This is a genomic window from Nostoc sp. MS1 (assembly GCF_019976755.1).
Taxonomy (GTDB): Bacteria; Cyanobacteriota; Cyanobacteriia; order Cyanobacteriales; family Nostocaceae; genus Trichormus.
On record NZ_AP023441.1, the window covers coordinates 2,066,660 to 2,081,915 of the forward strand.

General features: G+C 40.9%; 15 protein-coding genes and 1 tRNA gene. 11 read left to right on the top strand and 5 right to left on the bottom strand.

Annotated elements, in window-relative coordinates; genetic code table 11:
- Window positions 1–301 precede the first annotated feature (301 nt).
- From NSMS1_RS08975 to NSMS1_RS35445, 3 genes are all read left to right on the top strand, one after another.
- Window positions 302–1,222 (top strand): TIGR04168 family protein, encoded by a 921-nt coding sequence (locus NSMS1_RS08975; RefSeq protein ID WP_224092629.1) that lies wholly within the window; start codon window positions 302–304, stop codon window positions 1,220–1,222.
- A gap of 108 nt (window positions 1,223–1,330) precedes the next feature.
- Window positions 1,331–1,415, top strand: a tRNA-Ser gene (locus tag NSMS1_RS08980).
- Between the two features lie 215 nt (window positions 1,416–1,630).
- A complete protein-coding gene (locus NSMS1_RS35445) occupies window positions 1,631–2,029 on the top strand; it encodes an HNH endonuclease signature motif containing protein (protein WP_224092630.1) in 399 nt (132 codons plus the stop codon).
- On the opposite strand, the gene NSMS1_RS08990 is transcribed toward NSMS1_RS35445, so the two are convergent.
- Entirely contained in the window at window positions 2,007–3,347 is a 1,341-nt protein-coding gene (locus NSMS1_RS08990) for a transposase (RefSeq protein ID WP_224086359.1), read from the bottom strand. The genes NSMS1_RS35445 and NSMS1_RS08990 overlap by 23 nt on opposite strands.
- A gap of 80 nt (window positions 3,348–3,427) precedes the next feature.
- Here NSMS1_RS08990 and NSMS1_RS08995 point away from each other — a divergent pair, with 80 nt between their 5' ends.
- Together NSMS1_RS08995 and NSMS1_RS09000 are read left to right on the top strand one after the other, a co-directional pair.
- On the top strand, window positions 3,428–5,137 hold the full coding sequence (locus NSMS1_RS08995) for a DEAD/DEAH box helicase (RefSeq protein ID WP_224092631.1): 1,710 nt from the start codon (window positions 3,428–3,430) through the stop codon (window positions 5,135–5,137).
- Complete coding sequence (locus tag NSMS1_RS09000; RefSeq protein ID WP_224092632.1) at window positions 5,104–5,874, top strand: hypothetical protein; 771 nt, start codon at window positions 5,104–5,106, stop codon at window positions 5,872–5,874. Before NSMS1_RS08995 ends, NSMS1_RS09000 begins: the two co-directional genes overlap by 34 nt.
- A gap of 55 nt (window positions 5,875–5,929) precedes the next feature.
- On the opposite strand, the gene mnmE is transcribed toward NSMS1_RS09000, so the two are convergent.
- Entirely contained in the window at window positions 5,930–7,321 is a 1,392-nt protein-coding gene (gene mnmE, locus NSMS1_RS09005; protein ID WP_224092634.1) for a tRNA uridine-5-carboxymethylaminomethyl(34) synthesis GTPase MnmE, read from the bottom strand.
- Between the two features lie 255 nt (window positions 7,322–7,576).
- On the opposite strand from mnmE, the gene NSMS1_RS09010 reads away from it, so the two are divergent.
- Window positions 7,577–7,774, top strand: coding sequence for a hypothetical protein (locus NSMS1_RS09010; protein WP_067764614.1), 198 nt, complete (start codon window positions 7,577–7,579; stop codon window positions 7,772–7,774).
- 68 nt (window positions 7,775–7,842) lie between these two features.
- Here NSMS1_RS09010 and NSMS1_RS09015 read toward each other — a convergent pair whose 3' ends face one another.
- On the bottom strand, window positions 7,843–8,553 hold the full coding sequence (locus NSMS1_RS09015) for a Uma2 family endonuclease (protein ID WP_224092636.1): 711 nt from the start codon (window positions 8,551–8,553) through the stop codon (window positions 7,843–7,845).
- A gap of 158 nt (window positions 8,554–8,711) precedes the next feature.
- Window positions 8,712–9,578 (bottom strand): 16S rRNA (cytidine(1402)-2'-O)-methyltransferase, encoded by an 867-nt coding sequence (gene rsmI / locus NSMS1_RS09020; protein ID WP_224092637.1) that lies wholly within the window; start codon window positions 9,576–9,578, stop codon window positions 8,712–8,714.
- An 85-nt stretch (window positions 9,579–9,663) separates the two neighbouring features.
- Between rsmI and NSMS1_RS09025 the strand changes: the two genes are divergently transcribed.
- The 5 genes from NSMS1_RS09025 to NSMS1_RS09045 all read left to right on the top strand — a co-directional run bounded on the left by NSMS1_RS09025 (window position 9,664) and on the right by NSMS1_RS09045 (window position 13,431).
- On the top strand, window positions 9,664–10,548 hold the full coding sequence (locus tag NSMS1_RS09025) for a sugar kinase (RefSeq protein WP_224092638.1): 885 nt from the start codon (window positions 9,664–9,666) through the stop codon (window positions 10,546–10,548).
- A complete protein-coding gene (locus tag NSMS1_RS09030; RefSeq protein ID WP_224092639.1) occupies window positions 10,545–11,405 on the top strand; it encodes a 3'(2'),5'-bisphosphate nucleotidase CysQ in 861 nt (286 codons plus the stop codon). The genes NSMS1_RS09025 and NSMS1_RS09030 overlap by 4 nt, the downstream gene beginning before the upstream one ends.
- A 259-nt stretch (window positions 11,406–11,664) precedes the next feature.
- Window positions 11,665–11,988: an RNA recognition motif domain-containing protein gene (locus tag NSMS1_RS09035; RefSeq protein WP_224092640.1), complete on the top strand. Its 324-nt coding sequence runs from the start codon at window positions 11,665–11,667 to the stop codon at window positions 11,986–11,988.
- Between the two features lie 266 nt (window positions 11,989–12,254).
- Window positions 12,255–12,449, top strand: a complete 195-nt coding sequence (gene rpsU / locus NSMS1_RS09040; RefSeq protein WP_067764598.1) for a 30S ribosomal protein S21 — start codon at window positions 12,255–12,257, stop codon at window positions 12,447–12,449.
- Between the two features lie 283 nt (window positions 12,450–12,732).
- Entirely contained in the window at window positions 12,733–13,431 is a 699-nt protein-coding gene (locus NSMS1_RS09045; RefSeq protein ID WP_317986586.1) for a hypothetical protein, read from the top strand.
- A 91-nt stretch (window positions 13,432–13,522) separates the two neighbouring features.
- On the opposite strand, the gene guaA is transcribed toward NSMS1_RS09045, so the two are convergent.
- Window positions 13,523–15,145 carry a glutamine-hydrolyzing GMP synthase gene (gene guaA, locus NSMS1_RS09050; RefSeq protein WP_224092642.1) on the bottom strand — a complete coding sequence of 541 codons (1,623 nt, stop codon included), beginning with the start codon at window positions 15,143–15,145 and terminating at the stop codon, window positions 13,523–13,525.
- Window positions 15,146–15,256: the final 111 nt, after the last annotated feature.

Below are 15,256 nucleotides of genomic sequence, written 5' to 3' on the forward strand. Positions count from 1 at the left end.
TTGTCTGGTAAATTAATTATAGTAGTTTTTACCAAAAATAGATGGAGATTCATACCCCTAAATAGTTAAAACTTACACACAAAATTGATCATTTGAGCGCTTAAGCCTTATCCCTTCATGCAGCTACGAATATCACAGCGTCTTGGAGCAAACTTTATAAAGGTCAAAAGAACAAATATAGGAGTATTGACATTTTGGTTATTTATACCCTTACATTCCTTGTCTCAACTCATAAACCTTAAAACAGTGTCAAAATCCGGCTGAGTTTCCTATGCTGGATATATACGGCAAGGAAAGCGGCATGACCAGTCAAAAATCTCAATCAAAAATACTGAAAATTGCTGTAGTTGGAGATATCCACGACCAGTGGGAAGTAGAAGATGGTATTGCACTCAAGCATCTGGGTGTTGATTTAGTCCTATTTGTAGGGGATTTTGGGAATGAGTCGGTGGAAGTGGTAAGAGCGATCGCTTCAGTGAATATTCCCAAAGCCGCAATTATGGGCAACCATGATGCTTGGTACTCGGCTACAGAATGGGGACGAAAAAAATGTCCCTATGATCGCACCAAGGAAAACTGGGTACAGGAACAATTAGATTTACTAGGTTCAGCCCATGTGGGTTACAGTAAGTTAGATTTTCCCCAATGGAATCTGACAGTAGTGGGTGGTCGTCCTTTTACCTGGGGTGGTCATGAATGGCGATTTGCTGACATCTGTAAACAGCGTTACGGTGTAGCAGATTTGGAAGAATCAGCACAAAGAATATTTGCATCGGTGAAAAGTGCAGCCTGTGATACGATTATCTTTCTTGGTCATAACGGGCCGAGTGGATTAGGCGATCGCCCAGAAGACCCCTGCGGTAAAGATTGGCATCCCATAGGCGGCGACTTTGGCGACCCAGATTTAGCCGAGGCAATTTCTCTGGCGATAACGACTGGTAAACAGATAGCCTTGGTGACTTTTGGTCATATGCACCATACTTTACGGTACACCAAAACAGAATTGAGAAAACCCATCTTTAGAAGCCCAGAGGGGATATTTTACCTTAACGCCGCCAGTGTGCCAAGGATTATAGAAGGTGAAAACGGCAAACTGCGGAACTTTTCGCTAGTTTCCATAGAGGCGGGTGAGGTGACACAAGCTTCTTTAGTTTGGGTAGGCGAAGATTTTCAGGTTGCAAAAGAGGAGGTGTTATTTGAGCGATCGGCTAGTGTATCGTAAATATTCGCCTTCAGTAGTACCATCTGCGTAGATGATAAGCTATAGTATTATCTGTCAGCTTTAGTGCAAGCCGATAAATTAGGGGTCAGCCAAGCTAGACAGTTATTTGGAGAGGTGGCAGAGTGGTCGAATGCGTCCGACTTGAAATCGGATGAAGTGAAAACTTCCGGGAGTTCGAATCTCCCCCTCTCCGTTGTAGGAATTAAGATTACTTTATTATTTGTTGGGTAAAACATAAGGTATTGATTGCACAGTAAACATACTGAGCAATATTCTGCTAAATTAACAACTAGTTGGCAATCGTCCCCTAATTGGGCTTTCCATAACTAAATGCGTCAAAATAGAGGTGTTTTCAGAACACTTGTACTATTATAATTTATGTAGGTTCAATACTGGAGGAGTTTTTAGATGGTAAAAGAGAGTCGTTTCCTCCGGTCGAAACGACTACGCGCCAGCCTCTGGTATGCGGCTGATGGAAAGTGTCAACTGTGCGGGTGCGATATGCCTTCTGATTGGCATGCAGATCATATTGTTCGGTGGGCTGAAACTTACCGAACTAATGTTCATGAAATGCAGGCATTATGCCCTCAATGCCATTACATAAAAACCGCACAAGAGAATAGAAACATGACAACGGCCAAGCAACTGGACTTATTTTCGCAAACTTCCCATCAGCAGTTGAACCTAAGAAAGCACCAAGCCGAGTTTTTAGAGATATGTAAACTTATTAAGGCAGGGCAACCTATTAAAAAAATACTCATGTTAGTTCAATACCTTAGCCAATTTACGAGGGTTCAACGCCTGTAGAAACGTTATGAATACGTCCCAAAGAAGTAAGTTTGGCAAAAATCTGAGTTAATAAAATAGGCTCAGGTATTTCGGGAAGCATTTTTAAAATTTCACGGACATATCGAAAACCACGATAGTGAGCCTTAAGGTCAAGGATGCCGGAGTCGGGATTAAGGAGACGAAAATCCGCGAGAAGATGATGGGATAAGTTGACCATAAAGAATGCTAGATTAGCAGCATTAGTTACAGCAGTTTGACTTAAGTTCATAAAATCTTCCAATCCCCAAAATTGCTTGGCATCTCGAAAATTGAATTCGATCTGAAAGCGTAGCTTGTAGTAGTCAATTATTTTTTCAGATGACAATTTTAGATCACTAGAAAATAGAATTACATGACTACGAGCATGAGTTTTAAGATTGGTTTTGACGAGAATAACTACATTTAGAGATTGGGCAAATTCTTTGTGAAGTAATGTAACTTGATAAACGTCAGTTTGGATATCATCATCAACGGTACTTTGACATAAATACTTCTTAGGTATGTTGTTGTAGTCAATTTTGTCTCCGTATTTACGACGAGAGCGACTATTGGGGTCAGGGTGTTGATAAGGTATATATAATGCTGAATCAGAGCGAAGCTTAGAAATTATATGCAAGTTAACTTGACGAGCCATCTGCAAGGCATTATTATTCCCAAAGTGTCCATCCAATACTAAGTAAGTAAGGGGAATAAATTTAGCTAATAACTTAAATAGCGACTTAATCATCTTCTGAATTCTGAGTAATTCAGATGTGAGAACTACCTGGGTTTTATTCTTGTTTTTACTTCCCTTTGGTCGCCCACGCCCACGTTTTTCTTGCGGTTTTATTTCTTTGGTTGGTGACGAGCTACTTTTTTCTATATCGCTCTTTATCACCTGTTCTATCTGAATCGGAAACGAGTGCCTTTGCTCAACACTGACTAATGATAATGTAAAAAAAGATAGCCCTGATATGGGTTTACCAGCCAGGCTAGAAAAAAATCTATCCAGTCCATAAGTTTGTTTTCCTGATTTACTTATCACAACTTCATCTCCCGCTAGCAAATATATCTCATTCGGACGAAATAAATGCTTGTGAAAGAATAACCAAAACAATGTCGCCCAAGGTATTACCGTATGAAAGAATCTCAACATCGTTCGATAACTGCCACCACTACCTGTCCAACGAGAAATTCCCAACATCGTCACTCGGCCACTCATTGCTAACATGGCCAGGATTATCTGGTTCAATTGCCGCATCGTCGTAGCGTTTATCTGCGGCAGGAGGCATTGCAGGAGTGATAAGATATCGGGCATGGGTTGATTGTGGCTTTTGAGTTGTCGTTTGGGAAGACAATAACTCTACTACATCAGCCCTCTCTCTTCACCCTCTTATTTTGGCTAAGGTATTGTTAGTTACACCAGGAGGTGGTAAAAGCTTAATTCCAGTAATTGCTGCGGCGCAACTAATTCCGAATAAACCTTTTCAGGGAGGTTTTCATGGAACTATTGCTGATGCAATATGTTGGATAGTTCCAAGACGAAATTTACAAAGGCAAGGAGAAGAAAATTTTGATGATGTGTTTTTTAAACAACACTTAGCTCATCAACACAGAGTGATGGCTAATAATAACGAACCTAACCCATGCAAAGGAATGTCAGGGTATGTAGCTACCTACCAAGCAATAGCAGCTAACCCCGACCTTCATGCTCATGAGTTTCGGCGCAAGCGCTACATTCTGGTATTGGATGAGTTTCATCATGTTGAAGAGGGAGGAATTTGGCATCGAGTCTTACAACCATTAGTAGATGAAGCTGTTTTACTAATTCTTGTAACAGGAACCCATGTGCGCGGAGATCGTAAGCAGATTGCCTTTATGCCTTATAAACAAACTTCTGCTGGTATTCTTCCTAATCTTTCTAGCAATGAACATACAACCGTCCTTCAGTATACACGTAGCCAAGCTCTTAGAGAAGGAGCTATAGTTCCTCTTCATTTTGAGTGGGGAGATGGAGAGGCTGAGTGGATTGATGAAACAGGACAGAAATGTTCAGTAGATAGTCTTGCAGAAGCTGGAGATTATAGAAGTATAGCACTTCAAACAGCCCTTAGTACAGGATATGCTCGTCAGCTATTAAAAAACTGTGTTGAAAATTGGCAACTATATAAAAAAATAAACAACCCCCGTTCTAAGTTACTTGTACTTGCACCATCAATTTCAACAGCTAACCAATATCTTGACTGGTTGAAAGAGCTAGGAATTAGCACGGCTGTAAAAGCAACAAGTGAAGAATCGAAAGAAGCGCAATCTGCAATTAAGCGATTCAAGAAAGATTACAAACTCAACGATTTAAAAGCAGTTGATGTTTTAGTAACTGTGGCAATGGCATATGAAGGACTTGATGTTCCAGCAATTACCCACGTTGCTTGCTTAACTAATATTAGAAGTGAACCTTGGTTAGAACAGTCATGGGCAAGAGCCGCTAGAGTTGATAGAAAAGCAGGAGAACTAAAGAAATTAGGATTAATTTATATTCCCGATGATCAGTTAGCTCGTCAGTGTGTTGAACGAATTATTACAGAACAAGAGGTTGTTTTAAAAGAAAAGGAGCAAAAGGAAAGAAAAAGTTCTGATGCTAGTAATGGTAGTAATGAAGAGAATAGCAATTTACAACGTAATAATTCTATTATTCCGTTAAATTCAAACTTGACACGGTTAAGTGCATCTGATTTAAGTACTGGAGAATCTGTTGATTATTTCGAGACAGAAATAATTCAATCAGCTGCACAGAAATTTGGAATTAGTAGCAGCACAATTAATTTAAAACATTTTATAGAAACTTACAATTTACGACTCATTAATAAAGATTTAGAAAATGCAGATTTCACTCCAGAAGAGTCTTTAACTGGTAGTGAAGAATTAAATATTATGCGTAAAAAGATTGAGGATTATGTACGCAGTTACGCGAGAAAAAGTGGGAAAAGTCCAAAATTTTTTAATGGAGAAATCGTCGGATATTTTGGTAAAACTCGCCAATCAATGGAAGTAGAAGAATTGAGGAAAGTGTGGGCATGGCTACAAAGGAAATATCCAATAACACATTAAAAGATCACATAAAGACTTTAGGTAATGCAGGTGATCTAACAGCTATACCGGGTTCACTATCCTGGGCTATTGCTGTTAGATTAGAGATGCAGGCAGTGCTACATGATGCCATATTTAATGCTCAACAGTTAAAAGCGTGGCGTGACTTGATGAAAGAATATCATGGCTATCAGCAATTGGTTGATGAAGATGGAAATTCTTTTAAGTCTTATGAAGAATTGTGCAATGCACAGCCACCGTTTGGATTGGGTTGTGAATCATCGGATATTGACAAAATTATTAAAGACCTAGAATTAGCTGATTCAAAGACTTTTCAGCTAGACAATTTACCATTTAAGCAAGGAGGAAATCCAAAAGGGTATTTACAAAGATTTTCTCAGGTAGTAGAGGCTTGCCCAGATAATCAGCCAATCAATGTTGAAAAAATTAGGGAAGTATTGAGCCTTGCATACAGCAAAGCACACCTTTGGCGAAAACGGTGGCATGAATTGGGTTGGATTGAGGTATTACCCGGTAAAAAACGTGGCTACTATCAGATTACAGAAGAGGGACGAAAAGCAGTTAGAGATTGGCTAGACAAAGCACCATCTGCTACTTTCAAAGGTGGATTATGGTTGAATATACCTCGTCATAACTCCAAGAAAGCAGCAGAGCAGATAATTAAAGCTTACGACTGTGAGCAATTACAAGAATTATATAGTTTAATTGGTAACTCACTAAATCAAGACTTGGTTTAAACTATTTGCTTGCTAATTGATTTTTAGAGACTGCGACAGATCACTATTCACATTTCTACTTTCCTATACAGAACCTACTAAAAATTCTATCAAGCACTGACTCTGTTACCTCTTCCCCTGTGATTTCTCCCAGCGCATGAATTGCACCGCGTAAATCAATTGTCCAAAAATCCAGGGGTAGCTGCTGGGTAATTGTGGCTTTCACTTGTTCTAGAGAAATTTTCGCTTGAGTCAAGGCTGCGGCTTGTCTTTGATTAATGGCTAAATCCATATCAGCAGCTTGGACTTTTCCAGCTTGAACTATTTCTAAAATTGCCGTTTCTAACGCATCAACACCTTGTTTTTGGGCTGCGGCTGTGTGAACAATTTGATTAATATTTGGCGGATATTCTAAGGCTGAAATCAATTGTTTATCTACTAAATCAATCTTATTCATCACGAGAATTAACGGACGGTGTTTTACCTGTTCATAAATTTCTTGGTCGCCAGTCGTCCAAGCTGTGGCTGCGTCGATGGTGAACAAGACTAAATCGGCGGTGTTGGCGGCTTGACGCGATCGCTCTACGCCTATCTTTTCTACTTGGTCGCTGGTTTCCCTAATCCCTGCTGTATCTAGCACCTGTACCGGAATACCACCCACGACTAACTGGGATTCTACAACGTCGCGGGTTGTGCCGGGTAAGTCGGTGACAATGGCGCGATCGCTCTGGCTCCAAGCATTCAACAAGCTGGATTTTCCCACATTCGGACGACCGACAATAGCCACTTTTAACCCAGTCCGCAACAGTTCACCTTTATCTTTAGTTGCTAATAACTGAGAAATTTCTGCGGCGATGTTCTCTATATCTGATATGATGGCTTTATCATCCAAAGGTGGTAAATCTTCCTCAAAATCGATTCTCGCCTCAATTTCCGCGAGAATATCCAAACAGTTAGCGCGTAACTGGCGGATGGGATGAGCTAATTTACCTTGTAAGCCAGCTAAAGCCGTTTGTGCAGCTTGGGGCGATCGCGCTCCCACCAAATCAGCAATACTCTCAGCTTGGGTTAAATCTAGTCTGCCATTCAAAAATGCTCTGAGGGTAAATTCCCCCGGTTGAGCTAGTCTAGCACCGCTTTCCAGACATAGTTGCAATACATGCTGCACCGCCATAATCCCGCCGTGGCAATGGAACTCTACCACATCTTCGCGGGTGTAGGAACGGGGTGCTTTCATGATGAGCAACAACGCCTCATCAACAACTTGACGGGTTTGGGGATGGCGAATGTAACCGTAGAGAATGCGGTGACTTTCCCAAACTTGCTTACCAGGAGCAGAAAACAAAGTTTGTGCGATCGCTATTGCCTGAGAACCAGACACCCGCACAATACCCACACTACCTTGTTGAGGGACAATAGCAGTTGCGATCGCCGCAATAGTTCCAGTAATAGCTAATAGTTCAGTCATTGGTCATTGGTCATTAGTCCATAGTCCAGAGTCAACAGTCCATAGTCATTAGTTATTTTCTTCTGCTCCCTCATCTCCCGGTTGGTGAGCGCAGTCGTTCGCGTTAGCGTCTCTGAAAGAGAACCACATCTTCCCTTACTCCCCACTCCCCAACATTGTAAAATGGTAGATATTTAGACTTATTTCATCCTAACTGACAAGGTAGAATTTACCTGGAGGGTAGAGAAAAAAACCCTTAGTAGAGAGGAATGGACTGTGGAGCAGAAAATTAACTGCGCTCAAGCTTGCGTTAACGGTTGTGTTCTAGGGGATAAGTGTCCGAACATTGAGTTTAGAGAGGCTACTTCTCAATTCATTGCCGAGACATCTTTAGATCAAATGTTGCAAATGGCGGAAGAACGTCTGCGGAAGAAAATGTCGGAACCGCCTAAATGGGTTCTTCCTGAAGATTAATTTCAGTTATCAGTTTTCAGTAAACAGTTATCAGCTTATGTTCACTAATAACTGTTTACTGTTCACTGTTAAATTGTATCTGGATCTATATTCAATTCTCGCAGCTTCGCCATCAAGCGATCGCTGCGTTCTTTTTCTCTGTCAGCACGTTCCCTTTCTTGGTCAGCACGTTCTTTTTCTTGCTGTGCAGTTTCTTCCGGTGTGGTAACTAACTCCCCTTCAGCAGTATAGAACCGTAAAGTTCGCTGATAAATCCCTAAATATAACTCTAGTTGCTGACTCCATAACCAACCTTGGGAATTTGCTTCGATTGGTTGATACTTACCAGCCATCAACACAAAGCCAGCAAACTCTAGAGTATCTGGGTCAAACCAGAAATACTCTGGTGTACGGAATGTGTCTTGATAAATTTGCTTTTTTAAATCCCTATCAGTGGTGGCAGTTGAGTCTGATAACACTTCTACAATTACATTAGGATACTTGCCATCTTCTTGCCAAACAACCCAACTTTTACGCGGACGGCGTTGGATTCCCAGAACTACAAAAAAATCTGGGCCGCGAAAATTTTCTGACTTACGTTGATTCGGGCTATAGTAAATAGTCAGATTACCAGCAGCAAAAAAATCTTGGCGGTCTTGCCACCACCATTCTAAACACTTCAGTAGCAGTATTAATTGTTGTAGATGTAAAGAACTTTCCAAAGGCGGCTCGTCACTGTATATATCTCCTGGAGGAAAAATAACATTTTCTTGGGTAACAAAATCTTCAGTGACAGACATAAGCAGTTAAAAATAAACAAAAATTTTGATGATAAATCTGCTGATTCTCAGGAATGTCTAAATTAAAAGCAAGTTAGTTTAGCTGTAGGTGTCCTAGTTTTATAAGTTTAGCCTAACAATAAAAAAACATGTTTTAAGAACAACTGACCACTAACAACTTATTGCGCATCTTCAGTATCCACAACTATAGAAAGTGCTAGTTGATAAACTTGGCGACGGTTTAAGGAAGTGTATTTTGCTAGTTGACGGCTGGCTTGAGAACGCGATATTCCTTGACTAATTAATTGTTGCAATTCGGATTTTAATTGTTCTTCTGTAAGTTGAGTTTGGCTGGGTGGTTTTCCTGCTACTAAGATTGTATATTCGCCTTGGGGTTCTCGTTGTTGATAATGGGCGATCGCATCCTCAATACTCCCCCGCCAAAATTCCTCATATAATTTAGTTAACTCCCTTGCCAGAACAATTTGGCGATCGCTTCCCCAGACTTCTGCTAAATCTTGTAAAGTTTCTCGTAAACGATGCGGCGATTCATAGAAAATTAAAGTACGGCTTTCTGTATCTAAAACCTCTAAATATTCTCGTCTTTGTTGACTCTTAGTTGGGAGAAAACCCTCAAACACAAACCTATCTGTTGGTAGTCCAGCCGCACTTAAGGCTGTAATTGCTGCACTTGCACCAGGAATAGGCACTACAGATATTCCCGCTTCAACACAAGCTTTAACCAGTTCGTAACCAGGGTCAGAAATTCCCGGCATACCTGCATCACTCACCAAAGCGATCGCTTTACCACTGTGCAAATACTCTAATAATTCTGGGATACGACTGGTACGATTATGCTCATGGTAACTGATTTGCGGTGTTTTCACTTGCAAATGTTGAAGTAACTTCCCCGTGTGGCGGGTATCTTCCGCCGCAATCAAATCTACATTTTGCAAAATCCGCACCGCCCGAAAGGTGATATCCTCCAAATTACCAATCGGTGTACCAACTATATATAGTGTGCTTGGTTTGGGATCTGTCTGCATTGAATCAATTCAAAATTCAAAATTCAAAATTCAAAAACTATCAGGGACTATTGACTATTGACTATTGACTGTGGACTAATGACAAATGACAAATCATGGTTTATTCGTGGGTTTGGTGACATTAGATTTTATCTATTTAGCTGAATCTGCGCCTCAAAATAATCAAAAATTAGTGGCGACTGACTACACTGTAGCAGCAGGCGGCCCTGCTACTAACGCGGCTGTGACTTTTAGTTATTTAGGTAATCAAGCTACTGTTTTGGGTGTGGTTGGTTCGCATCCAATGACGCAACTAATTCGGAGTGATTTGGAAAAATATCAAGTTGCGATCGCTGACCTTGATCCTACTATTAATACACCACCGCCTGTATCTTCAATTATTGTCACCCAGTCTACGGGAGAACGGGCTGTTATTTCTATCAATGCTGTCAAAACTCAAGCCGATGGTGAATCTATCCCAGCAGATATTTTAGATAATATTGATATCGTGCTAATTGATGGGCATCAAATGAGTGTAGGTTATGTCATAGCGCAAATGGCTAAAACCAAAAATATACCTGTGGTAATTGATGGTGGTAGTTGGAAACCTGGATTTAATCAAATCTTACCATTAGTTGATTATGCCGTTTGCTCTGCTAATTTTTATCCTCCTAGCTGTAGTTCTAGTGAGGAGGTTTTCACCTATCTCTACGGCTTGGGTATTCCCCACATCGCCATTACCCACGGTGAAAAATCTATTGAATATCTAAATAGCGGTCAACGTGGTACTGTAGTTGTACCTTCTATTACACCAGTTGACACACTAGGGGCTGGAGACATTTTTCACGGTGCTTTTTGCCATTACATATTACAAAATTACACCTCATCTTCCTCCATTTCCCATTTCCCCGAAGCCTTAGAGAAAGCTAGTAAAATTGCTGCTAATGCTTGTAAACTTTTTGGTACGCGCCGTTGGATGGATGTAAAATGAAAGACTTACAAGAAATACTGGCGATCGCTCGTACTGTTGGGTGGGGTGCAGCCGAAATATTACAATCCTACTATCACGGCACAGCAGAAGATACAAATCTTGATGTGCAGTATAAGCAAAATGAGCCTGTGACAGTTGCCGATGTCAAAGTCAGCCAATATATCTTACACGAACTACAAGCAGCTTTAGGAACAGAAGAGTTTGCTTACATTAGTGAAGAAACGTATAAATCAGGATTTAATCACAATACAACCGATTGGGTGTGGATAATCGACCCATTAGACGGGACACGCGACTTTATTGAAAAAACTGGAGACTATGCGGTTCACATTGCTTTAGTTAAAGAACATCGGCCAGTTTTAGCAGTAGTAGCCATCCCAGAAGCAAGAAAATTGTATTACGCAATTAAAAATGGTGGTACATTTGTAGAAACTCGCACAGATTCGCATCCATTACAAATATCATTTAACCAGACAAGTAAGCGTCTAGAAGACTTAACAATAGTTGTCAGCCGTTCTCACCGTAATCAGAGATTAGAGTATTTATTAACACATTTACCTATCCATCATCAGAAATCTGTAGGTAGCGTAGGTTGCAAAATCGCCACCATCTTAGAACAACAAGCCGACCTTTACATTTCGCTTTCAGGTAAGTCTGCACCTAAAGACTGGGACATAGCAGCACCAGAATTAATTTTAACAGAAGCAGGCGGTAAATTCACATACTTTGACGGTACTTCATTACAATACAATACAGGGGATATTAATCAGTGGGGTGGTTTACTAGCTAGTAACGACCAGTATCATGAAAAACTGTGCCAAGAAGCGGAAAAATTGTTAGTACAATTTGAGACGTGATATAAAATATGGTTTAACTTAGATTAACTTAAATAGACTAAATGACTTGCCCGTAGAGCTATAAAATGTAATCTTAGCCGTAAGCCCAGAACAATTACAAATTGCCAAATACTAAGCCATGTTAAGTTCTACCAACATTTAGCAGCTGTGCTATAGTTGAGTCTATAAGAATTATTTTCGGCTGAGTGACTCATTTTGATTTATGAAAGGTATCTCTCCGAATTTAACTCTCTACATTTCCTGAATTCGGAGACATTGTATGTCAATTTACATCGGTAACTTATCCTACCAAGTTACAGAAGAAGACCTAAAGCTGGCCTTCGCAGAGTACGGAAAAGTTAGCCGCGTTCAGTTACCAACCGACCGTGAAACAGGTCGTCCTCGTGGTTTTGCTTTTGTGGAAATGGAAACAGAAGCTCAAGAGACTGCTGCCATTGAAGCACTTGATGGTGCTGAATGGATGGGGCGCGATTTAAAAGTAAATAAAGCTAAACCCCGTGAAGAAAGAAGCGCTCCCCGTGGTGGTGGTGGCGGCGGTTGGGGTAATAATAACCGTGGTGGTGGTAATCGCCGCAGTTACTAAAGCCTGGCTGAAACATAACCTTTTGAGTCGCCAGCAGATAAAGCAAAGGCTCGAATCTGCTGGATTGTTTTTTGTTTTGTTTCCGGTCTTCAACTAGAAGACTTACGTATAAAAAACAAAAATTAAAAATTTGTTTAAGGGTGCAGGGGTTATAGGGGTGTAAGGCTACAGGCGTTCGTACACCCCTAAGACTTCACACCCTTTCAGAGTGCAAGGTTTCCTTGCGTGAGTCTTAAACTATTCATCCATCAAGAGGAGGAATGAGAATGACACAAGTAGTTTTAGGAGAGAATGAAGGAATTGAGTCAGCGTTACGGAGGTTTAAACGGGAAGTTTCCAAAGCTGGAATTTTCCAAGATATGAGAAAAAAGCGCCACTTTGAAACACCGTTAGAAAAAGAAAAGCGTAAAGCAGTGGCCAGACATAAACAAAATCGTCGAAACCACACTCGCTTCAGATAAGCCTCACATATTTAGGCATATATCATTAAGCAACACCGCTAGTTTCATAAGTCGAACATAATTCAAGTAAGGACGCAGCCACTGCCGTGTCCTTACAATAGTAGGTATTAAATCATCCATATTTGAGATTTATTGTCAATACTCAACACATATCATCGAATTTCTTGCACAGTGGCAAAGTATTGTAGATAGAATTAATCTGCAATCTTTGCTGGGGATATTCAGGAAAATGTTACGTGTTTATCATTTGATAATAGGTGTTATTTTACTAATTTTAATACCAGTGGGAGCAAGATTTCTTTTCCCCAATTTGTTTGTCAATCAAGATACACCATCGAATACTGTTCCTACACCGACAAAAACAGCTACCCCCTCAAAACAAAGCAGTGTAAATCAAGCAAATGCTTGGCAGAAACTGTTAGGTAGCACTTCTGCACCCAGCAATTGGCAAGTTATACCTTGTGCAACAGAAGCAACTTTATTGTGTGTTACTTCTCAAGGTAAGGATTTGGGTACAGTTGAAGTTATTATTTATGCTTTAAAAGATAATCCCAATTTTCAGAAACATTTAATAGAAGTTGGTATTTCTGGGAGTTCCGCAGCAGATTTGCAAAATCCTCAGTTTCAAAACAAACTTACCAACGCACTCCAAGCTTGGGTGGCGGACTCGTACAGTAGATTTACTAAAGATCATCAAACTAAATATGCCAATAATAGTGCTTTCTCAACTTATCCACTGCAACAAGTAACAGTTGGGAAACTTCCAGGAATGCGTTATGGTTTTGTCAGACTCAAGCCAGACGGTGGTATACAAGAGCAATATATTGGTTATGTTACATCTGATGCGACTCAGTTGTACGTAATTACCACATCATTTAATTCCAGCTTATCTAAAGGGAAATTTGATAACTTGGCAAATTTGGCGATTTTTCAACCATACTTATCAGCGATCGCCGAAAACTTAAACCTGCCTACTAAATAAAAATTTTAACATCACAAAATGGAGAAATCACCATCAACTAAAAAGGTGGGCATTGCCCACCCTACCTATCAAAACATCTGGATAAATTCTCTTATTCCCATTCTATGGTTCCGGGTGGCTTAGAGGTAATATCAAACACCACGCGGTTAACACCTTTGACTTCGTTGACAATTCTGTTAGAAATTGCCTCAAGCACATCATAAGGTACACGCGCCCAGTCAGCAGTCATACCATCTTCGCTCTTGACAATACGCAATACAACTGGGTAAGCATAGGTGCGTTGATCACCCATTACACCTACGCTACGAATTGGTAATAATACTGCGAATGCTTGCCAATATTCGTTATACAAACCACGTTGGTTAATTTCCTGGCGCACAATTAAATCAGCATCGCGGAGAATGTTTAATCTTTCGGCGGTGACTTCTCCCAAAATGCGAATAGCTAAACCAGGGCCGGGGAATGGTTGGCGTTGAACAATTTCTTCTGGTAAGCCAATAGATCGTCCAACCTTACGTACTTCATCTTTAAATAATTTCCGCAGAGGTTCGACTAGTTTAAATCTCAAGTCTTTGGGTAATCCACCGACGTTGTGATGGCTTTTAATTTTTACTGCTACCCGTTCACCGGTTTGGGGATCAACATTAGTATCGGCTGATTCGATGACATCTGGGTAAAGTGTACCTTGAGCCAGATAGTCAAAGGGGCCAAGTTCTTTGGATGTTTCTTCAAATGTGCGGATAAATTCGTGTCCGATTCGACGGCGTTTTTCTTCTGGGTCTGTAACGCCGACCATGATATCCAAAAAGCGATCGCGGGCGTTAACATACTCCACAGGAATGTGAAACTGTTCTTGGAACAACTTCACCAACCTTTCCGGCTCATACTTCCGCATAAAGCCTTGGTCGATAAATACACAAGTCAACTGGTCGCCAATGGCTTTGTGCAGTAAGAAGGCGAGGGTAGAAGAATCCACACCACCAGAAAGCGCCAACAATACTCGCTTATCTCCAACCTTAGCCCGAATTTCCCGAATTGATTCTTCTACAAAGGCGGCTGTCGTCCAGGTGGGTTCACACTCGCAGATGTGATAAACAAAGTTGCGAATTAAGGCTAAACCACCAATTGAATGCACTACTTCCGGGTGAAACTGGACACCATAAAGCTTTTTCTCGTGGTCGGCAACGGCGGCACAGGGAGTATTATCTGTATGTGCTAATACCTCAAAGCCTGGAGGCATTTTTGTCACTGAGTCGCCATGACTCATCCACATGGTTGTGCCATCTTCGACGTTTGTTAACAAGTCTGTGGGGTCATCAATATATAATGCAGCTTTGCCGTATTCACCCCGGTCAGCTTTGGCTACTTCTCCACCGAGTTGATTGACCATCAACTGCATTCCATAGCAAACACCTAAAACGGGAATACCTAAATTCCAAATTTCTGGGTCACAATGGGGAGCGCGATCGCTATAAACTGAACTAGGGCCACCAGAGAGAATGATTCCCTTGGGACTAAGTTTGCGCAACTGTTCTGCCGGGGTGCGATAAGACAAGACCTCAGAGTATACTTGAGTCTCGCGGATACGCCGAGCAATCAGTTCCGAATATTGAGAGCCGAAGTCTAATATGACAATGATTTGACGCTCAAGCCGCCCGAACTCTTCTACTGGTTGAGGGGCTTGTTCGGTTAGTAGAGTCACCGCTGTATTCATAATATGGAGAAAGTGTGAGTCTGGTGGTAGATGGTTTCTGTGGGTTCTGAATATAAACACCATTTTCAGCTTGTTGAGGCTGATAAATGGTGAATTAATCCTTAACAAACG